This window comes from Alistipes sp. dk3624, assembly GCF_009557455.1.
In the GTDB taxonomy this organism is placed as follows: domain Bacteria; phylum Bacteroidota; class Bacteroidia; order Bacteroidales; family Rikenellaceae; genus Alistipes_A; species Alistipes_A hominis.
Map to the genome: position 1 here is coordinate 2,772,752 of NZ_CP045651.1, position 20,382 is coordinate 2,793,133.

The following is a 20,382-nucleotide window of genomic DNA, read 5'->3' on the forward strand; positions in this document are numbered from 1 at the left end:
CCCGTCCGTATCGGTTACTCGGCCGGAGCTCCGGGAGATTCCGGAACTGTACGCCCTTCGTTTTTGAACTTGAGTTTGGGTTCCTCCTCCTTTGTCGAACCGTCCGTGTATTTGATCGTCCATTTCGGAGCGTTGAAAAGTTCGGTCCAGATTTTGACGTCGTCCCACATTCCGGTAACGTAAGTGATTCGCAGTACGGGGGTGGTGTCTTTCAGTTGCACGTCGATGCGCAGGATGCCTTCCTGCGTCGAAAGGAAACTCTTGAAATAAGGAAATCCCTTTTTAATCAGCGTTTTTTCGATCGCCGGGTATTCGACTTCGTAAACCGCCGTTTCGTAATTCCGGCCGTCGAGTTTTTTCATATTGTCGAGGAACTTGCCCGACATCGCCGCCGTAGGCTTGAACATCAGCTCGACGAATTCACGACTCGAAATCCGGTCTCCGTTGCGTTCGTACGAAACGAGTTTGTAGTCCACCGGGAACCAACGCACTTTGCCGCCCGCCGCAAGCATGTGCGTCTGTTCGACTTCGATCGAGTCTTTCAACAGTTTTTCGGAAAGTTCGGCCGACGGGTCGGCGTAAAGTTTTACGGTCACCGGGCACGAATATTCGGCGTCGAAGCCGTAAATCCCCGGGATCTGTTTCAGGATATTCCCGAAATAGACCATATCCATCCGGTCGAACAGCTTGTCGACCCCGAGGGTCAATACCTCTACCGAATCGACCTGCGGTTCGGGATTCGAGAATTTCATGATGGTTGGGATGAAAATGACCTCGCGTATTTTGTCTTCGTTGGTCTGGGCCGGGTCGTACGAGATTACTACCGCATGGCGCTTGACGAATGTTTTGACGCCGTACACACCGGGCACTTTCTGCATTTTGGCGGAGAAGGCCTTCGAACTGCCGTAACATTTGATCGAGGTGAGCCCTTCCATTTCGAATGTCTTCATCTCTCCGACCTGTTCGGTATTGCCCCACCGTTCGTCGATCGTAGGCAATTCCCACTGGTTCCCCAGGATCAGCGCGAGTACGAACAGTACGATCGTCAGTATGCCGGGCAACCAGCGCAGCGACTTTTTGCCGCCGACCTGCAGGGAGCCTTTCGGACAACTCGATACGCAATCGCCGCACAGCGTGCAGTCGATGTGCCGGACGGTTTTCAGCTCCTTCAGATCGATGTGATAGGGACATTTTTTCGTACAGGAGCCGCAGCCGTTGCAGCTCTCCGCGTCGCGGACGATGCGCAGCAACGGGAATACTTTGCTACGCAGGTAGATCATTTCGTACAGGTAGCCGATCAAGCAGGCTGCGCCCAGCGCCCATACCCATGCCGACGGAAGCCCGGCCCATCCGAGCAGCCAGAACAGCAGGAGGAGCCCCACGAACGTGATCGTGAATTTGAAAATATTGCTCAGCGCTCCGAGCGGGCAGATGTATTTGCACCAGAACATTTTGATGAAGAAACTGCCGAGGAACAGCAGCACGATCGAGATGCTGGTCATCCAGGCCGTGATTTCACCCTTGAAACCGGTCGCCATTGCGTAGTAAGGGTCGAAATTCTTGCAGAACAACTCGCTCGAAGAGACCGACATGTAGAATACCACGAACAGCAATCCGTATTTGACGATCCGCAATCCCCGATCGGCGATGCCGCCCGGTTTCAGGTCGAAGTTCATTTTCAGCTTGCGGCCGCCTTTGCCGAGGTATTCCCCGATTGTCCCCAGCGGACACAGATAACCGCAGAATAGCTTGCTGAACAGGATGACGCCCACGGCCAGTACGACTCCCATCATGATCTGCGCCATCGACATGCTGCATGCCAGCGAATTGTTATGCAGGTAACTGCCGATAGCCTGCAAGCCTCCGAACGGGCAGTAGGCTTCCGGATCGGCGCGTTGTTCTCCGAAAAAGATCCCATAGAGAATAAATGCCACGATCGCCAGCAGCGTGCCGCCTTGCAGCGAAAGTTTCAGCCAGTTGCGTTTTTTTGATTTCATTGATCGAATTTATTAGAATATAAAAAGTGCAATCCCTGCCACAAACATAAAGATTCTTGCGAAGAATTACAACGGAAGCGTTATGAATCGCCGTAAAAACGCCCTTTTCCGGTCCGACCGGGGGATCAGTAGGCGGCGAGATCGATCTTCGTCGGCTGCCAGCGTCCGCCCGTCAGTTGCATGACCGTATCGATGCCGGCTTCTTGCAGTGCAGCGAGCGCTTCCCGGCGGCCGCTGTCGATCGTTTGGGGCAGGTGGGCGTCCGAATTGACGAGCACGGGAATGCGCAACTCCCGCAGCAGCCGGAAGTGCGATCTGTTCGGGAAAAATACGCCGCCGGCGCCGGCATGGTATTTTTTCGTGTTGATTTCGACCATTGCGCCGTGCCGCGCGATCGTTTCGAAATATTCCCTGATTTTCTGCCGGTACCATGGCTGTTCCGCAATGTCGGGCTGGCATCGGGAGGCATTGTAGACGATCTTGTCGGCATGTCCCACGAAGTCGAATCCTCCGGTCGAGACCATCCGCATCAGTTTGTCGAAATAGTCCGTAACCAGCTTGCGCAGGTCGTCGCCGAAATGAAGGCGCAGGTTTTCTGCAAACGTCTCCGCGTCGGTGTCTATATCGACATATTTCCCACGGGACTCGATCAGGTGCACCGATCCGATCCGGTAGTCCAGCGGCAGTTTCTGAAAGTAGTCCGAAGCCGGATTGCTCTGTTCGTTCAGGTAGTCGATTTCGAGTCCGGCGTACAGTTCGATCCGATCCGCGTATGCGGCTTTCAGCCGGTCGATTTCCGCAAGGTAGGCCGCCATCCGTTCCGCTTCCAGCGTCCAGCGGGCCGGGAAAGGGAGCGGTGCGTGCGACGAGATTCCGTAAGCGGCGAATCCTTGCCGCACGGCCTCCTCGACGAAATCCTCCATCGGAGCTTTCCCGTCGCAGAACGAGCAATGGCTGTGGTAGTTGGTGCGGTTGTTCGGTCTGTCGGTAGTCATGTGCGGATTACTGTTTTTGTTTGAAAAGGCGGCGCTGTCCGAGGTTTACCGAGAAAAGCACTTTTTGCTGCCAACCCCATTTCCTGCCGTCGTAATGGTGCACCGATGCCACGCGCAACTTCATGATTTCGGTATGTACCGGCTGCCAGTAGATTTCCAGCCGGTCGTAGATGTTATGCCGGGTGCGGTACCACGGCTCGCCCCAATAGAGTCCCGGGCCGTAATCGAGCGACGGGTCGGCCATGTAGTAGGGCATCAGATCCTTGCCGGCGTACAGCGTGTTGAAGATCCCGAAATTCCATTTCTGCACTTTCAGCTCGATCTGTACGCCGCCGGGCGTGACGTAGTCGCCGACGTATTTGCGGTCGTTCTGGAACGCCTGGAGCCACCCGGCTTGCAGCGACAGTTCCTGCATACCCGTTTTTCCGCTCAGGTCGATCCCTACGTGCGGATGCAGCAGTACGTTGTCCACTACGCCGTCGTCGAGGTAGGTGCCCGCATGGTGGTACATCGACAGGTGGTAACCGGCATAGAAAAGCCCGTGGCGGATGCGGCCTGCCGAGAAAAGTAGGAATTTTTCGCGTTTTTCGTTAGTTATCATGCTGTTCCAGTCGCATCCGAATTCGACGTAACCCTTTTCGCCGACGTATTGCAGCAGCAATCCGGTCAGATTCGGGTCGTAATATTTCACCGAATCGCTGAAAAAGGCGCTGGGGTAGTCCCCGATCACTTTACGGCGCGGAACCACGCCGGCGAACGCCTTGAATTTCGGGGCGTTGTATTGGTAGTAGCCGAAAATCTCGTTATCGGTCTGGAACGGTTTCGCTCCGAAGTTCGCCAGCAGATCGATCCCCATCATCAGCGAATGACGTTCCGCCCACCGGATACCCAGTTCGGGTGCGATGCGGGCTCCGAATAGCGTTTGCGGCCAGTTGATTTCGCTTTTGTATTCGCGGTTGTCGAAAAAGAAGTCGAACGACGCTCCCCATACCACTTCCTGGGCCATGGATTTGGGTGCGGTCAGCAACAGGGCGGCCAGAGCCGTCATCAGTAATCTGAGTGTAGATTTGATCATCGGGTTATTGTTTTTAGTGGATTTTATCGTCGTTTGAAAACCGAATTCTGCAAATATACGGGATAATCCCGAAGAACGAATCGTGTCGACGGGTAAATTGTTGTGAAGCGTCTGCCGGAACGTTCTGTGCGGGGATTGAAAAATCCGGAAGGACGTTCGTGTCGCGCAAGGAATTATGGATTTCGTTTTTTGGAGAAGTTAAATAAAAATTCTACTTTTGGGGCGGAAAATCCGGTTCCGTAGCTCAGTTGGATAGAGCAACAGCCTTCTAAGCTGTGGGTCGCGCGTTCGAACCGCGCCGGAATCACCGAGTTAATTGACGGGTTGCAGTGGAACTGCAACCCGTTTTTTATGAATACGCGTACGATTTTCACGCGATTTTCCGATTCTTCGTTTTTTTCAAAAAACGGTTTATTCCGGCCGGATGTCCGGTTCGGCAATGTTGCGCCGAGGGGCACACTCCGGGCGATGCAGTGCTGGAAATCAATACGGAATCCCGATATTCAGGTATGCCGTCCGGTTTTTTTACTGGATATTGGGGATTGTCGTCTCTTTGCGGGCGCTCTAATTTTGCAGCGATTAAAAAGCTGTAAATGAAAAACATCTATCCCATTCTTATTTTATCTGTTTGTTGCAGCGTTTGGGCGCGCCCGGTATGCTCGCAAAAACTTACGGCCGATTCGGCAGCCCGTAAAACGCCGTTCGAGTGGAACTTCAAAAAGTATCGTGTCGGCGGATACGGGGAAATCTTGTTCCAATACATGACTTACGGAACGAACCGGTATACGAATCCGGTCGGGGCGACGCGGGACAACCGCGCCGAGGTGTCGTTGCCCCGGGCCGTCTTTGCATTCGATTATCACTTCGGCAAAGGGTGGTACCTGGGTACCGAGGTTGAGTTCGAGCACGGCGGAACCGGTGCGACCAAGGAAATCGAGTACAATAAAGAGGGCGGCGAGATCGAAACCGAGATCGAAAAAGGCGGTGAAGTGGCTCTGGAACAGCTCCATATCACGAAACATTTTTCGAATGCGTTCAACCTGCGGATCGGCCATATGATCGTACCGGTGGGGTTGACGAACTCGCACCATGAGCCGACTCTCTTTTTTGGGACGGTGCGGCCCGAGAGCGAAACTTCGTTGCTGCCATCGACTTGGCACGAGACCGGCGTTTCCGTACTCGGTTATCTGGGGGACTTCCGTTACGAGGTGATGCTCGTCAGCGGACTCGACCCGAACGGTTTCTCGTCGGAGAATTGGGTCGGAAGCGGACGGCAGAAGATTTTCGAGATTTCGAAAATGACCAATCCGGCCGTTGCGGCGCGGGTCGAATATTCCGGCGTGCGCAACCTCCGGCTGGCCGTGTCGGGTTACTGCGGCAATACGGCGAAAAACTCGTCGAAACCTTATGCGATGACCGGCGTGAAAGGAACGGTGGCGATCGGTTCGTTCGATGCGCAGTACGTGGGACGCAACCTGATCGCGCGGGGTAATTTCCTGTACGGAACCGTTTCGGATTCCAAGGCGATTTACGATATCAACCGCAAGTATTTCAATAGCACGGGTTATCCGATCACGCCGTTCGGTAAGGCTGCCATGGCTTACGGCGCCGAGGTCGGATACGACGTGCTCTCTTTTGCCCGCACGAACAACCGCCTGTTTCCTTTCGTGCGTTACGAATACTACAATACCGGTCAGAAGATCGAGCGGGGAGCGCAGGAGTTGCCGCGTTACAAACGCGATGTGTTTACCGTAGGGCTCAACTATTTTCCGATTCGCGACTTGGTCATCAAATTCGACTACTCGTACCGCCGGATCGGCGGCGACCGGTACAACAGCGAAGATACGTTTGGTCTGACGGTGGCTTATTCAGGGTGGTTTTGCTCCAAATAAATGAATATCAAACTTCTAATTTTAAATAATCATGTACGGAATGAAAACGAAATGGATGGGTGCGGCTTTGCTGGCCGCACTGATCGGAGCGACGGGATGCAGTAAAAATGAAGACGGCGGCGACGGTGGCGACGGTGGCGGAGGCAGTAACGCTTCCAAACTGGAGAGTTATGCGATGACGCCCGAGTGGATCAACTACGCGACGGCCGTGTCGTCGGAACTGCTCGACGACTGTATCGGCCTGTGGGCTGCGTGGAACGGTCCGACGGGGATTCCGGACGAAGATTGGGAACGGATCGGCCGCGACTTTTTCAGCAAAAATACGGTTGTCGGCGCGAACGGTTACGCCGAGTACATGAGAACGGCCGATGCGGGCAACGCTAAATTCACCAGCGGAGTCGATGCGATCCGGACGATTCTCGTCGACGGTTTCGCCAACATTTCGAACGAAGTCGGCTCCTCGAAGATCGGTAATCCGAACACGTTGGCCAAAGACGGCAAAACGGCGGAAGCCGTGTTGCAGGTTGAATCGTGGTATAGCTGGAACTCGATCACCGACTATTCGGACAACATCATCAGTATCAAAAACGGATACGCCGGCCGGATCGGCGCGATCGGGGACGCAGCCCATGCGAACAGCATTTCGGCCTATGTCAAGAGCCGGAATGCCGACTTGGACGCACGGATGACCGCGGCGATCGACGGAGCTTACAATGCGATCAAAAGCATGCAGTCGCCTTTCCGTAACAACCTGACCGGAACGAAGGTGGATGCCGCGATCGAGGCTTGCGCCGATCTGACCGAACTGACCGAGGGCGAGCTGCTCGGCGCGTTCCGCGATGCGGGCGACTACGATTTTACATCGATACTGACCCAGTATGCCGACCAGGTCGTAACTCCCACCTACAAGGATATGAAGGAGAAAGCCTGGATGCTTTACAAGGCGATGCAAGCTCTGCAAGCCGACAATAAGAGCCAGGCCAAAGTCGATGCCGCCTGTGCCGCCTGGCGTGCGATGCGCGTGCCCTGGGAACAGAGCGAAGCCGTGCTGTTCGGTCCCGCCGGCGAAGAGACGGGACTCGGATTCGACCCGTCGATGGACAGTTGGCCGCTGGATCAGGAGGATATCGCTACGATCATAACCAACAAGAACCTGTCTACCGTAGAACAGTACATCGCGGCGATCGGCAGCGAGTCGGTTCGCGGATTCCACACGATCGAACTGCTTCTGTTCAAAGACGGGCAAAACAGGAAGGTACTCGCCGAGTAATTCCGGAAGGGAACAGAACTTTTTCATACGCAAGGTTATGTCCGCTTTTATACAGAAGCATTCGGTTTATGTGACGGCGTTGCTATGCGTCGTCACATTTTCCGCATGTAAAGACGGCGATTTTTACGAGATCCGCGACGAATATGGCAATGTCGCCGATTCGCGTACGTTATCGGCCGGTATATCCACCGTTTATCAGTCGGGCGTAACGGCCTACGATACGCCGGCCGGCTGGGTGACGGGTAACCTGAATACCCGTTTCTACCGGGGGGACGCGCTGTACGACAATCCGCGCGTCAGCGGCGACGATCCCACGCAGGGCGGCAAAGGGCCGCTTTACGCCGGTTCGTCGTGCGGAAGCTGCCATTCCAATGCCGGACGAACTTATCCGACGCTCTATTCGGAAGGCGGCACCGGTAGCGGGGGCTTCTCGTCGCACCTGATCTACATTACGAAGAAAAACGGAGGCTTTTTCCGCAATTACGGCCGTGTGCTGCACGATCAGGCGATCACCGGCGTCGAACCGGAGGGGAAACTTTCCGTTTCATACACCGAGGAGACCTACGCTTTTCCCGACGGGGAGAAGTATTCGCTGATTACGCCTTCCTATTCCGTTTCGGCTTGGTATGCCGACAGCATCGCTCCGCAGGATCTGATCGTCGACGTCCGCATTCCGCTGCGCCATGTCGGCATGGGGCAGATGATGGCGCTTGACCCGATCGAGCTCGAAGAGCTCGCCCGACGCAGCAACTATCCCGAATACGGGATTTCCGGCCGGCTGAACTACATTACCGAGCGCGGCCGGCAGTATATCGGCGTGTCGGGCAATAAGGCGCAGCATGCCGACCTGACGATCGAACTGGGATTTTCGTCCGACCTGGGCGTCACGAACGACCGTTATCCGCTGGAAGTGGCCGAAGGGCAGTCGCAGATGCTCGGATACAGTCATTACGGGATACAGATTTCGACGCAGGATATGGAACACGTCGACTTCTACCTGCATGCGCTGGGTGTTCCGGCGCGCCGCAATGTTGACGATCCGGTCGTGCAGCAGGGCGAGAAGGCGTTTTACCGGGCCCGCTGCGACCTGTGCCACGTTCCCACGCTGCATACGCGGCAGGACGCTCCGGCGCTTATCAACGGAACCCGACTGCCGTGGCTGGCCAATCAGACGATCCATCCGTACAGCGATTTCCTGCTGCACGATATGGGGCCCGATCTGGACAGCCATTATACGTCGGGATTGGCGCAGGGCTGCGAATGGCGCACGACGCCGCTGTGGGGGATCGGTCTGCAGCAACGGGTCAATCAGCATACCTATTTTCTGCACGACGGCCGTGCCCGCAACCTGAAGGAGGCGATTATGTGGCACGGGGGCGAAGGCGCCGTGTCGCGCGAACTGTTCGCCCGGATGTCGCGGGACGACCGCGACGCGCTGATCAAGTTCCTCGAATCATTGTAAACGACAACCGAACACTATCGACATGAAGATAAAAATTATATTTTTACTGACCCTGTGTGCAGCGGCCGTTCAGGCGGCGGCCCAGATCAAGCAGGCCGAAGTCGCTGCGGACAAATACGACGATGCGGACAAATACATCGAAAGCGCCGTGATCCCGATGGGGGGCAAAAAAGGATTCAGTTTTCAGACCAAGGCGGGCGATTTCATGCTGAAGCCTTACGTGCTGCTGCAAACCGCCGGAAAATTCAACTGGTACGACGACGAACAACTCGGCCTGGACGACCAGGACAACGTGGCGAACAGCGGTTTCGAGATCCCGTATGCGATTTTGGGTTTCTCGGGCCGGGCTTTCAATAAACTGACCTTCAATCTGACGCTGAATGCGGCCAAAACCGGCGGGGCGCTGCTCCAGCAGGCGTGGGTCGACGTGAATCTCAAAGACCAGATCCGGTTCCGCGTCGGTAAGTTCAAGACGCCGTTCAGCCAGGCTTACCTGGTGACGCTGGGCGAAACGCTGTTCCCGATGCTGCCCACTTCGCTCACTTCGTCGGTCTATATGGACCGCAGCCTGAACTCGACCCCGCCGACCTTCGCTACCGGCTTCGACCTGGGCGTCATGATGCACGGCCTGCTCGGCGGCAAATGGGAATACAACCTGGGCGTGTTCAACGGTACAGGCATCGACGTGAACCTGGCCCAGAAAACGCTCAGCGACGACCTGGGCATTCCGTCGCTGCTGTATGCCGCGCGGGTGGCCTATATGCCCAAAGGCCCGATCCCGTCGCATCAGGGCCGTATCGACGACTTGCATAACGATAAGATCATGTTCGCGCTGTCGGCTTCGTATAACGTAGAGGCTAACTGGCAGACGACCAACGATCTGCGGCTCGGCTTCGAATTCACTTACCTCAAAAATCGGCTTTATTTGTCGGCCGAAGCCTATTACCTGAGTTCCGACCTGGTCAAGCGGCAGCGGGTGAACCATACTTACCGTTACATTGGGGGATACGCTCAGGTCGGTTATTTCGTGACCCGGAAGTTGCAGCCTGCGCTGCGGTGGGATTTCATGGACCGCAACTCGACCGAAACGGACGGTTTCCTGAACATGCCGGCCGTCGGACTGAACTATTATATCATGGGGTATAACCTGAAACTGCAGGCGATGTACCAGTTCCTCGGTCGTTGGGGGCATGCGACGCAGGATGCGCGCGAGCTCGACGATCTGGGACTCGCCCAGCATACGGCCATGGTCATGCTGCAGTTTTCATTCTAACGATGCGCCGAAATGAATAAACGATATCGTCGCCCGGTTTGGGCTGCCGTCCTGTGTTCGCTGTTTGCGGTTTCTTGCGACAGCGGGGATATTTTCGAGAAGGACAAAACGGCGGATGGGGGAGTCGCCGTACGCGGAACTTTCGAATTGCTCAATCCGGAGGTCTTCCCGCAGCAGTACGACCTGATTTTCGGAGTTTTCGCCGCCGACGGCACGTCGGCGCTTTCGTCGGTCAACGTGTTGAAACCGGCCGACGGAGAAAAAGTGCAGTTGTCGATCGACAACGTGCCCGACGAGGCTCGTTCGGTACGGTTCAGCCTGATTAATTCGGGCCGCCAGGTCGTTCATACGTTTTTCGAATACGATCTCGACGACGACCGGACGTCGGATGTCGATCTGCCGGCCGTTCAGATCGACCTGCTGGAGTACGACCGCATTCAGCGGATGGTTTTTCAGCAATATAACTGCATTTCGTGCCATCAGGGAACCAGCGGGGCAGGCGGCTTGCTGCTGACCGAAGGAGACAGCTACCGCTCGCTGGTCGGCGTGCCCGCGACGCACTCGGACAAGCCGCGCGTCGAACCGTCCGATCCCGACGGCAGCTTTCTGTTGGACGTGTTGACTGCCGAAGGGGCGGTCGCCTATCCGCATACCGGCCTGGTTACGCGGAGCGAAGACATCAACCTATTGCGGGTATGGATCGAAAAAGGATGCCCGCAGAATTAACCCTATGCCTATGTGTTTTTCAAGCAAAGTATTGTTTTATAGCGATGTGCGCATCGAAATCGGATATTTCGAACGCAGCGGCGGTATCGGCGAATGCCATGCGATGCTGCACGTGACCGATACGCAAGCCCCGTTCGCCAAGCAGTTCGGGGATATTTCCGCCGCTTATTTTTACCTGCTGTCGAGTTACGGCGGCGAGCTGCGTCCCGTTTTCAAACGCTATTTTCTGAGCGATGCGGCCAATCAGATCGCCGTGTTGCGGGCCGGGGAAAAGCCCTATCCGCCCTGTGCGACTTCCGTCGTGCAGCAGCCTCCGCTCGACGGCGGTAAGATTGCGCTGTGGGTCTACCTACAGTCGGATGTCGAAGTCGCTGCGATTCCGTCCGGAGTCACGGCCGATCATAACGGTTACCGGCATATTTGGACAGCGGAGGGAACCTCCCTGTGCGGCGCTTCGGCCGATCAGACCGAGACATTGCTGGCGCGTTACGCGGACTTGCTGGCCGGACTCGGATGCGCGTTAGAGAACGATTGCGTCCGCACCTGGTTTTTTGTGCAGAACGTGGACGTCAATTACGGGGGAGTCGTCCGGGCTCGTCGCGGGCTTTTCGAACGGCATGGACTGACGCCGCAGACCCATTACATTACGAGTACCGGGATCGAAGGCCGTCACAGCGACCCGCGATGCACCGTCCTGTTCGACGCTTACGCCGTGCAGGGGCTGCAACCCGGACAACAGACTTACCTGCATGCCCGGGATTATCTGAATCCGACCTACGAGTACGGCGTGACGTTCGAGCGGGGGGTGCGCGTCCGGTACGGCGACCGCAGCCATGTCCTGCTGTCCGGAACGGCCAGTATCGATAACCGGGGAGAGATCGTGGCTCCGGAAGACATCGCGGGCCAGACCGTGCGGATGCTCGAAAACGTCGAAGCGTTGCTCGCCGAGGGGGAGGCGTCGGCGGACGACCTGGCTCAAATGATCGTCTATCTGCGCGATGCGACCGACTATCCGGCGGTGCGGAAGATATTCGACGACCGGTTCGGACCGGTTCCCAGGGTGTTCGTGCATGCTCCGGTCTGCCGCCCCGGATGGCTGATCGAAACGGAATGCATTGCCGTTCGGCAGGAGTGCAATCCGCAGTTCGCTCCGCTTTAGCCGATGAGAGCGCTTACCCGGTTCGCATTCGCGCTTTTCGTCGGCATGACGCTCTGTCTGGCCGCCGCGACTTTCGTCGAAAAAGCGGAAGGAACCGAATTCGCCGCCCGGACGATCTATCACAGCGGATGGTTCGTCCTGTGGTGGGCTTTACTGGCCGTTTCGGCCTTGACGGTCGTCGCGGGCCGGGCAGTTGCCGGCCGCCCGGCCGCCGCGGCGCTGCACTTTTCATTCGGTTTGATTTTACTCGGGGCGTTGCTGACCTTTATGACCGCGCGGAAAGGATACGTCCATCTGCGGGAGGGGAGAACCGTAAACGCTTATTTCTGCGAAACGTCCGCCGAGTCGCGGTCGCTTCCGTTCGGACTCCGGCTCGACCGGTTCGAAATTGCGTGCTATCCGGGAACGCAGGCTCCGGCGGACTACCTCAGCCGGGTGACGGTGGTCGACGGACAGGATACCCGCGCCGCCGTCGTGTCGATGAACCGCGTGCTGTCGTACCGGGGTTACCGTTTTTACCAAACGTCTTTCGACGAAGACCTGCGCGGGAGCATTCTGTCGGTCAACCGGGACCCGTACGGCATTCCGGTTACTTATGCCGGTTATCTGCTGCTCGGGTTTTCGATGATCGGTACGTTGTGCTCGAAACGGTCGGGGTTCCGCCGGCTGCTCCGTCATCCGTTGCTTCGGCGGACCGGTTGCCTGTTGTTTTTTGTATTCGGCGCATACGGAGCGGCGGCCGCTCCGGCGACACTGAGCCGTGAAACTGCCGATGCGCTGGGACGGCTGCGCATATTGTACGACGGGCGGATCGCGCCGGTACAGACGTTCGCCCGCGATTTTACGCTGAAAATCTACGGAAAACCGTCTTATCGGGGGTTCTCGGCCGAACAGGTGCTCGCCGGCTGGATTTTTTATCCGGAACAGTGGCAGTTCGAGCGGATGATCCGGGTCGGGCAAGACACTGTGCGCAGGTCGATCGGGTCGGGAAAAACGGCTGCTCTGGTCGATTTTTTCGGCACAGGAAGAGATTACCGGCTGGCCGGAATGCTCCGTCTTCCGGCCGATCGGAACGATTCTGCGCTGAAAGCGTTTGTCGAAGCGGACGAAAAGGTGCAATTGATAGCGATGCTCCAGTCCGGCCGGATGCTGAAGTTGTTCCCCGTCGTCGTCGGAGACGGTGTGCGTTGGTTCGCGCCGACCGATTCCGTCCGCGGTTTGCCGCGGGGCGATTCGGTTTTTATCAAAGGAATTTTCCCGTTGTTGTACGAGGCCGTGCAAAGCGGTCGTGATGCCGACATCCGGAAATTGATCGACAAAACGGACGCTTTTCAGCGGGAACGGGGCGGCGAACGGTTTCTGCCGGACGCGCGGCTTCGCGCCGAGTTGTGGTATAACCGGTTCGATCCGGTTTCGCTGCTTTGCAGAATCAACCTTGGTTTCGGCCTGCTGGCGTTCGTTCGTTTCGTGTGGAGCCTTGCTGCCGGAAGGCGGCGACGATGGGTCGAAAAGATATTTCTCTTTCCGCTGATTCTGTCGGCTGTGGCGCTGACCGCAACGCTCGCGCTACGGAGCTATACGGCCGGACACCTGCCGCTGAGCAACGGATACGAGACGATGCTGTTCGTCGCCTGGTGCGTGCTGCTGATTGCGCTCGGACTCCGGCGGCGTTTCCCGATCGTGACGGCTTCGGGGTTGTTGTTGTCGGGATTTGCGCTGCTGGTGGCATGGCTCGGGATGACCAACCCGCAGATCACGCCGCTCGTGCCGGTGCTCCGTTCGCCTTGGCTCAGCCTGCACGTGTCGCTGATCATGGCGTCCTATGCGTTGTTCGGATTGATTATGTTGAACGGGACAGCCGCGCTGATCTTTGCGTCCGTCGTCCGTTCGGATGTTGCGGCGAAACGAACGGTTCTGCTGTGCAGGTTGCAATTGACCGGACGGTTGTTGCTTTATCCGGCCGTTTTCCTGCTGGCCGCCGGTATCTTTATCGGAGCCGTATGGGCGAATGCGTCGTGGGGCCGTTACTGGGGTTGGGATCCGAAAGAGGTGTGGGCGCTCGTTACGCTGATGTTGTATGCCTTGCCGTTGCACGGACGGAGCATTGTCCGGTTTCGTGATCCGCTGTTTTTTCACGCTTACTGTCTGTGGGCGTTCGGGGCAGTGCTGATGACTTACTTCGGGGTGAATTATTTTCTCGGTGGCATGCACAGCTATGCGGGGGCATTCGCTTTCGGCTCTGCGCTGACCGTCACGGTGGCGGTTGTCGTTGTTTTTGTGTTGCTGACGGTCGTTGCGCGGGTGCGGTACAAAAATCCGGTTCCGTATTCGAGGCACCGCCGCTATCCGGGATCAGGAAGCGGAAACTGAATTCGTTTTTTCGGTTTCCGCTTCGTTTCGGGTGTAAGGTCATTGCAGGCGGCCCCAATACTTACAGGGTTTTCCGTCCCGGGTGACGCCTTCGATCGCGATGTCGTACCGGGGCGAGTCGTTGTCGTCCGTATAAAAATAGATATCGCCCGTGCCGTCGGAGCCGATTTTCAGGGTGGGATTCCAATAAACGGTTGTCCGGACGTCCGGTTTTTCGCTCTCCCGCATTTGAGGCAGGCTGTAAATCGGGCAATAGAATTGTACGCTTTCGGCATAACCGGCCATTTTACAGATTTCCGCTCCGACGGCCCGCGCCCTTCGCTGTAATTCCGCTTCTGGTTTGAGTACCGCCTCTACGACCAGAGCCTGCCCATTATGGTCGATTTTTACATAAGAGGCATCCCGGGTCGTAAATCCGTTGTATTGCGAATAAAAGGTCGGGCTTCTCATCCCTGTTCGCGTATTCATCTGAAAGGTTCTGGCCATGAAATGCGGCAACGGGATGGGTTTGAACATGGATAATCTCGCAGAGTCGTACAGGGTACCCTGTACCGATATTCTGGGGCGTCTTTTGTCGATTCCCCGCACGACGGCTCCTTTGAGGTAATAGATTTTCTTGCCGCCTTCGATATAGTATTTTTCTTTCGCATTTTCCAGGTAGATTTCCTGTTCCTTTTTTTGTTCGGAAGTGCGTTCCGTAAACGGATGCATCCTTTCGAATCCGGGCCGAGAATAGTAGCTGTCGATTTCTATTCCCTGCATGGGTTTTCCTTTTGCCGTTTGCGAATAGACGAAAAATTTTGCCGTGTCGTGGAATTCGAGTCCTCCGATACGGAAATCGCCTTTTTTGTCCGTTTTTACGGATTGTGAAATGATTCCGTTTTTTCCCGACGATACGGCTATGACCGGGGCGTTTTTGGCTTTCATCCCTACGATCCATTTGACGTGCCCGCTGATGAACAAGTCCCGCTCTACGGGTTGCGTCGGCCGGAACCGGGCGGTGTCGTTGATTTTGTTCAGGTCGAATCTTCTCCATCCGTTGGTCATCATGACCATATCCAGCCGGCGTCGGGTATCCGGAGCGTCGTTTAAGAAGTAATATCCCGGGTTCTCGACGTGTCCTTTGAGGTCGGAACTCAGTAGCAGGTTCGACCGGATGTTGTCGGAAAGGGAGTCCGGTTTTACGGAATTGCTGTCGGTGACGCTGACGGAACAGTCTGCTTCGAGCGGAATCGCGTTGGCATCGGTAAGCGCGATCCGGACGTGAACCTGTTCCCTGCGTCCGTATTTCGGTTTATCAGGAGCGATCGACCATACTTCCCTCTGGTGGGGATGAGAGACGAAAACGAGTCGTTCGCTGCGGGGCTTTCCCCGGGCGTCGAGCAGAATTAGGTGCAGGATTCCTTCTGGAAGAGAATCGGTCGGCCATCCTCCGATGAGATTCCCGGAATCGACGGATACGATTGCCGTGCAGATTCCGCGTACGTGAGTCACGAGAATCATCGAATCGCATGTCGATCCGGGAGCGGCGGCGATCTTGTATCGTATTTCCCGAGGGGACTGGGAGACGACGATGGCATATCCATCCTCTTTTACGGTGGGTAATTGCGTCCGCAATTTTCTTCCGTCCGAAGCGGTCACTTCGGCCCGGTAGTCTTGTCCGCTTTGGGGCGACATCGTGAATACGCCCATTCCGTCGTGCTCGCTTACGATTCTTGCAACGGTGTCGCCGTTGCTGCCGAATACGGTTCCGCTGAACGATATCGGAGAGCCGTCCGAACTTTCTCCCTTAAAAGCAATCCGTTGCGGTTGTCCTGCGATGAGATCCCCGCCTTCGGGAAAAAACTGTATGCCGAAAGGGGAAAAACTGCCTGGAAAGAAAAACGTGCGTTTGTAATACATCCGGTCGTTGTCAATCTCCAGATCTATACGGCCGCCCTCGCAGGCCGAGATTACGGGCAGTTCGGCGAAAACGGAGCCTGTGGCGGAACTTCTTTGCTGTCCCGAAGAGAGACGCTTCCCGTTCCTATCGAAGATTTTGAACTGGATGTTTATGTCGGAATACGGCCTGTCGTTTTCGTCACGGAATCGTACGACGGCCTGTTTTTTTGCTGCGCTCAGATCGGTATAGCTGATTTCCGCGTCGATCTGGTCTGCAATCGGGTTTCCGATCGGGATGTTTTTTTGAAAGAAAAATGCCGGATCGAAATTCAGCATCCATCCGGTGTATGCTCTAAGAGTATAGTCTCCTGTCGGAAATGTTGCCGGAATTATGAAATTATTGGTAAATCCGTACCGGTCGCGTTTGATTTTTTTTGAAAATACGATTTCTCCTTTCCGGTCGATCAGGTCGACGTAGATAAAGTTCGACAAGGTGTCGCTACAGTGGTTCACGGCGTCGACGAGGTACGCTTTGAACCACATTTCGTCGCCTGCGGCATAATAGGGCTTGTCGAGGTGCAGCCACAGTTTTTCCATGTGCGCCGACCGCTGCCTTTCGAAGAAGGAGTCGATCCGTGCCGTCAGGCACGGCAGACTGTCCGCGGCCGAAGATTTTTCCCCTTTCGCGCAAAGCGTCGTCGTCGTCCACGATATGGCGATCAATAAAATACTTTTGAAAAAAAGTCGCTTTGTCATGCCGGCGCGGTTTTTTAATGATGCTTTCGTTTTATAAAGTTATTTATATAATTCGGTTTTACCAAATAGTTTTATGTAGAAATTGCGATAATGGCGGACGGATTATAAAATAAGGCTTACGGGATATTCCGTAAGCCTTATTTTCCCGGCATTTTTCGCCGGATGCAACTGCCCGCCGTCCGTTGTTATTCGTCGTAAATCAGTTCGAAATCGTCGACCCACATTTTACTGTCGCGGCTACCGGTGAAGTAGTCCCCGTATCTTGAGGCCGAGCATACCAGTACGAGGTGGGTCGGAACGATGTTCGTCGCGTTGTATTCCAGTTTGATCGTGAACTCCTGCCAGCCTTCGGTGGATTGCGAGAATACCAGTTCTCCGTAAGCGACTACCGCCGGGCTGTTCGGGTTGAAGAAGGTGTTTTTGTCCCGCGTGTCGATGCAGATCGGTATCTCGTCGGTGCCGACCAGCGGATCGCCGTCTTCTTTCTCGCAGACGCCGTATTCCTGGGGAGTCCACGTGCCCAGCGCGAAATAAATGATTCCGTTGTCGGGATCGCCTTTGGCGATGGTCGTTCCCGGGGGCTGGGTCGTGCCGACGTCGGTAATGTTTCCGCAGGTATATTTTACCCATCCGTGCAGTGCGGTGGGCCGCAGCGTGAACGGGCGGCCGAAGCCGACGATGCCGTTCGTGCCCCGGGTACCTATATACTTGCCTACGAACAGGTTGCCTGCGGCCAGCTTGCCTACTCCGGCGATGCCGACGAGTTTCGATTCGAGCCGGGCGGCGTATTGCCCCGGGCTGCCCGGCCGCGTTTCGGCGACTTTGTCGGTCAGCGTCGTGCCGGCAATGGCGGCGCCCGTATTGCCCGTGCCCCAGTAGGCCCCGTCCCTGGTCGGACCCGGGTAGACGATGTCTTTTTCCGTGCACCATTCTTCGAACCCTCCGCCGGTCAGTACGGCTTCGGGATCGGTCGTCAGCGTCGTTACCGGCGAGAGGTCGTCGTCCGAAACGGCCACCACTTCGTAGGCCGTTTCGGGTTCCAGCCCGGCGATGCGGGTATGGAACGCCCCGCCCGACACCTGGATCTTGTCGGAGGGCACTTCGATCCACTGAGCGTCGCCTTGTTTGCGGTAACGGAATCCGAGCGCCGCGCCGCTGCGTCCTTCGGCATAGAGCCAGATGATCCGCGACCAGGCGTCGGTCTGCGTGAACTGCACGGTCACTTCGGTCGGAACGACGTACAACATCCATTGTTCGGTGAAGTCGTGGTATTTGATTTCTACCGACCGGAACGTTTCGAACGAAGTCAGTTCTTCGGCCGCGGGGGTCATGGTCGTGATGTCTTTCGGGCCGAGTTTGAGTCGGGTGATCCGGATGTGCTGCATGTCGGTTCCGGTAGGGACGTACGCGCGGGCGATTCGTTTGTCGGGGTCGAATTCGGCGGCGCCGATCTGCGACTCGACCGTGAAAAAGCGTTCGATCGGTTGGTCGGCCCGCAGTGTCCAGTCGTAGTCCTGGTAGAGCGACAGAACGACGGACAGGTCGGCCCGCAGGTCGAATTCGCCCGACAGCGGAATCGACGAACGTCCTCCCTCGGTAATCGTTATTTCGCTGATCGGAACCCGGCTGATGTCGGTCGTCTCGTCCAGGTGCAGGGTGACGATCCGGTTTTTTGTGTCGATGTCGGAACTTTCGCAGGTGAAGCCCTCGCCCTGTACCGACAGGATGTCGATGGATACGACCGGATACGGGATGTCGTTGCGGATACAGGCCCCCAGCGTCAGCGTCAGTAACAGGATACAGTAGCGTCGAATGTTCATCATGGTATCGTTTACAGGTGTATGTTCAGCCCGATCCGGATGTTGGCCAAGTTCAGGCGGAAAAGCATTTTCGAGGCGTGGCGGGTTCCGACGACGTTTCCTTCGGGGTCTTTCTGCGTCACTTTGTTGAACTGGATTCCTCCGAGTCCGAACGAGAGCGTGCCGCACACGTTGGGAAAAATATAGACGGCCACGCCGGGATTGAACGAAAAGCGGAACTGCAGGTTGTCGCTGTTGGTGTATTTCATCTTTCCGTCGGATTCGTAGGCCAGGCTCGTCGAACCGGTCTTGACCGCGAACTCCAGTTCGGCGAAGAACCCGAAATGGCCTTTGGCATCGATCCCGGCGTACGAACGTAGGAACGCCCCGTAGGAAGCGGAGTGGCTCTTGAGGCTGACGTTTGCGAAAGACATGTTCACGTCGTTGACTTCGCCCAGGTCGAGCGTGGCGCTTCCCAGATTGCCTTCCATCTGCGTATAGCCGAAACGGGCGCCGACGCTCAGGTTGTCTTTGATGAAGTAGCCGAACGACGGGTTGACCGTAAAGATGCTGCCGCTGAGGTTGATCCCGTCGAGGATCAGCATGTAGTCGGTATCGTCGCTCGACAGGGTGCCGTACGAAACGGTGATACCGGCCGCCATCTCGCCTTTGTAGACGAACTTGATCTTGTTGATCTCCCGGTCGATGCGACGACGGGTGGGTAAAAACGGTTTGGTTTGGGCCGTTGCGGATTCTGCGGGCTGCAACCCGGCCTGCGGGACGGGGGACAAGGCGACCGTATCGTTTTCGGCTGCGGGCGTTTCGGGGGAAGCCGCTGCCGCGGGCGACCAAACGGCGCCGAGTCCGGCCAGTATGCTGAGAAAAAGGATTCGTTTTTTCATCGTGTCTGCCGAATTAAAGATAGAACGCCACCCCGAGGCCGATGGAGAAAATATTGACCTTGAAATTCATCATGCTGCTCGACCGTTTACCGACGGTTACCTGGTTGTGCACCTGCTTGATGCTGCTGTAACTGATCCCCATGACGCCCACGTTGACCTCGAAGGCCATGTTGTTGGTGGCGAATGCGACCAGCCCGGGCGAAATACCCAGCGACAGCAACAACCCCGTTTCGTAAGTTCCCTTTACCGGAGAACCGGATGCGAACTTGGCCTGCGAGCCGCCGATGGCGAACTGCATCTCGTTGAACAGTGCGAAACGCTTGTTGTTGCCCAGCGGGATATACTGCCGCCAAATCAGCGCCCCTTCGTAGACATGCTTCAGCGAGTAGTACGAATCTACTTTCAGGTCGATGCCGGTGTCGTCGTCGCCGAGCTGGATGCTGCCGCTGTCGATCCGCAAGTAGGTGCGCGAGTAGGTGAACCGGGCGCCGAGGGCCATATTGTTCGCTACGGCGTAGGCCAATACCGGGGCGATCTTCACGGTATGCCCTTCCGAGTTGATTCCTTCGATCACGACGAACGTGTAGTCTTTGTTCGAGTGCGTCGAAAAGGAAGCGGTCATTCCGGCGACCCACTGGCCTTTGGGAACGAACGTGTTGGATAGGCTGATGAGCCCGCGTTCTTTTTTCAACGGCTGCCCGGAAGCTCTATCCGCGGCCTCATACGCCGCCGGAGCGGATGCCGGCGACTCTTGCGCCAGCATCCGCCCCGGGCAGGACAGACATAGCAGGATCAGGGTGAAGATTCCTCCTTTCATGCTATGAT

General features: G+C 56.3%; 14 protein-coding genes and 1 tRNA gene. 8 read left to right on the forward strand and 7 right to left on the reverse strand.

The annotated features are described in order from the left end of the window. Nucleotides 1-14 precede the first annotated feature (14 nt). The 3 genes from GFH31_RS11810 to GFH31_RS11820 form a co-directional block, all read right to left on the reverse strand. The gene (locus GFH31_RS11810; RefSeq protein WP_153497979.1) at nucleotides 15-1,997 is read right to left on the reverse strand and encodes a 4Fe-4S binding protein; all 1,983 of its coding nucleotides are present in this window, start codon (nucleotides 1,995-1,997) and stop codon (nucleotides 15-17) included. Between the two features lie 125 nt (nucleotides 1,998-2,122). Continuing rightward, complete coding sequence (locus GFH31_RS11815; protein ID WP_101571012.1) at nucleotides 2,123-2,992, reverse strand: histidinol-phosphatase; 870 nt, start codon at nucleotides 2,990-2,992, stop codon at nucleotides 2,123-2,125. A 7-nt stretch (nucleotides 2,993-2,999) separates the two neighbouring features. Next, nucleotides 3,000-4,067, reverse strand: a complete 1,068-nt coding sequence (locus GFH31_RS11820) for a hypothetical protein (RefSeq protein ID WP_228385765.1) — start codon at nucleotides 4,065-4,067, stop codon at nucleotides 3,000-3,002. 233 nt (nucleotides 4,068-4,300) lie between these two features. Here GFH31_RS11820 and GFH31_RS11825 point away from each other — a divergent pair. From GFH31_RS11825 to ccsA, 8 genes are all read left to right on the forward strand, one after another. Next, nucleotides 4,301-4,374: transfer RNA gene (locus GFH31_RS11825), tRNA-Arg, on the forward strand. A 286-nt stretch (nucleotides 4,375-4,660) separates the two neighbouring features. Continuing rightward, complete coding sequence (locus GFH31_RS11830) at nucleotides 4,661-5,959, forward strand: hypothetical protein (protein ID WP_118656938.1); 1,299 nt, start codon at nucleotides 4,661-4,663, stop codon at nucleotides 5,957-5,959. A 40-nt stretch (nucleotides 5,960-5,999) separates the two neighbouring features. Next, nucleotides 6,000-7,229: an imelysin family protein gene (locus GFH31_RS11835; RefSeq protein WP_172970755.1), complete on the forward strand. Its 1,230-nt coding sequence runs from the start codon at nucleotides 6,000-6,002 to the stop codon at nucleotides 7,227-7,229. Nucleotides 7,230-7,266: 37 nt separating this feature from the next. Further along, entirely contained in the window at nucleotides 7,267-8,691 is a 1,425-nt protein-coding gene (locus GFH31_RS11840; RefSeq protein ID WP_101571006.1) for a di-heme oxidoredictase family protein, read from the forward strand. A 22-nt stretch (nucleotides 8,692-8,713) separates the two neighbouring features. Further along, the gene (locus tag GFH31_RS11845) at nucleotides 8,714-9,964 is read left to right on the forward strand and encodes a porin (protein WP_118656942.1); all 1,251 of its coding nucleotides are present in this window, start codon (nucleotides 8,714-8,716) and stop codon (nucleotides 9,962-9,964) included. Between the two features lie 12 nt (nucleotides 9,965-9,976). Continuing rightward, the gene (locus tag GFH31_RS11850; RefSeq protein ID WP_055205520.1) at nucleotides 9,977-10,690 is read left to right on the forward strand and encodes a hypothetical protein; all 714 of its coding nucleotides are present in this window, start codon (nucleotides 9,977-9,979) and stop codon (nucleotides 10,688-10,690) included. Nucleotides 10,691-10,700: 10 nt separating this feature from the next. Beyond that, entirely contained in the window at nucleotides 10,701-11,849 is a 1,149-nt protein-coding gene (locus GFH31_RS11855; RefSeq protein WP_153497981.1) for a Rid family hydrolase, read from the forward strand. A gap of 3 nt (nucleotides 11,850-11,852) precedes the next feature. Beyond that, nucleotides 11,853-14,219, forward strand: coding sequence for a cytochrome c biogenesis protein CcsA (gene ccsA, locus GFH31_RS11860; RefSeq protein WP_153497982.1), 2,367 nt, complete (start codon nucleotides 11,853-11,855; stop codon nucleotides 14,217-14,219). Between the two features lie 39 nt (nucleotides 14,220-14,258). On the opposite strand, the gene GFH31_RS11865 is transcribed toward ccsA, so the two are convergent. The 4 genes from GFH31_RS11865 to GFH31_RS11880 form a co-directional block, all read right to left on the reverse strand. Then, on the reverse strand, nucleotides 14,259-16,856 hold the full coding sequence (locus tag GFH31_RS11865) for a hypothetical protein (RefSeq protein WP_153497983.1): 2,598 nt from the start codon (nucleotides 16,854-16,856) through the stop codon (nucleotides 14,259-14,261). Between the two features lie 185 nt (nucleotides 16,857-17,041). Further along, nucleotides 17,042-18,679 (reverse strand): PCMD domain-containing protein, encoded by a 1,638-nt coding sequence (locus tag GFH31_RS11870; protein WP_101570997.1) that lies wholly within the window; start codon nucleotides 18,677-18,679, stop codon nucleotides 17,042-17,044. Between the two features lie 8 nt (nucleotides 18,680-18,687). After that, a complete protein-coding gene (locus GFH31_RS11875; RefSeq protein WP_101570995.1) occupies nucleotides 18,688-19,557 on the reverse strand; it encodes a hypothetical protein in 870 nt (289 codons plus the stop codon). 13 nt (nucleotides 19,558-19,570) lie between these two features. Further along, nucleotides 19,571-20,374 carry a hypothetical protein gene (locus GFH31_RS11880; RefSeq protein ID WP_153497984.1) on the reverse strand — a complete coding sequence of 268 codons (804 nt, stop codon included), beginning with the start codon at nucleotides 20,372-20,374 and terminating at the stop codon, nucleotides 19,571-19,573. Nucleotides 20,375-20,382: the final 8 nt, after the last annotated feature.

Bases quoted from the DNA above. Each gene is read 5' to 3' on its own strand.
- GFH31_RS11810 (WP_153497979.1), bottom strand. From the start codon at position 1,997: ATGAAATCAAAAAAACGCAACTGGCTGAAACTTTCGCTGCAAGGCGGC.
- GFH31_RS11815 (WP_101571012.1), bottom strand. From the start codon at position 2,992: ATGACTACCGACAGACCGAACAACCGCACCAACTACCACAGCCATTGC.
- GFH31_RS11820 (WP_228385765.1), bottom strand. From the start codon at position 4,067: ATGATCAAATCTACACTCAGATTACTGATGACGGCTCTGGCCGCCCTG.
- GFH31_RS11830 (WP_118656938.1), top strand. From the start codon at position 4,661: ATGAAAAACATCTATCCCATTCTTATTTTATCTGTTTGTTGCAGCGTT.
- GFH31_RS11835 (WP_172970755.1), top strand. From the start codon at position 6,000: ATGAAAACGAAATGGATGGGTGCGGCTTTGCTGGCCGCACTGATCGGA.
- GFH31_RS11840 (WP_101571006.1), top strand. From the start codon at position 7,267: ATGTCCGCTTTTATACAGAAGCATTCGGTTTATGTGACGGCGTTGCTA.
- GFH31_RS11845 (WP_118656942.1), top strand. From the start codon at position 8,714: ATGAAGATAAAAATTATATTTTTACTGACCCTGTGTGCAGCGGCCGTT.
- GFH31_RS11850 (WP_055205520.1), top strand. From the start codon at position 9,977: ATGAATAAACGATATCGTCGCCCGGTTTGGGCTGCCGTCCTGTGTTCG.
- GFH31_RS11855 (WP_153497981.1), top strand. From the start codon at position 10,701: ATGTGTTTTTCAAGCAAAGTATTGTTTTATAGCGATGTGCGCATCGAA.
- ccsA (WP_153497982.1), top strand. From the start codon at position 11,853: ATGAGAGCGCTTACCCGGTTCGCATTCGCGCTTTTCGTCGGCATGACG.
- GFH31_RS11865 (WP_153497983.1), bottom strand. From the start codon at position 16,856: ATGACAAAGCGACTTTTTTTCAAAAGTATTTTATTGATCGCCATATCG.
- GFH31_RS11870 (WP_101570997.1), bottom strand. From the start codon at position 18,679: ATGATGAACATTCGACGCTACTGTATCCTGTTACTGACGCTGACGCTG.
- GFH31_RS11875 (WP_101570995.1), bottom strand. From the start codon at position 19,557: ATGAAAAAACGAATCCTTTTTCTCAGCATACTGGCCGGACTCGGCGCC.
- GFH31_RS11880 (WP_153497984.1), bottom strand. From the start codon at position 20,374: ATGAAAGGAGGAATCTTCACCCTGATCCTGCTATGTCTGTCCTGCCCG.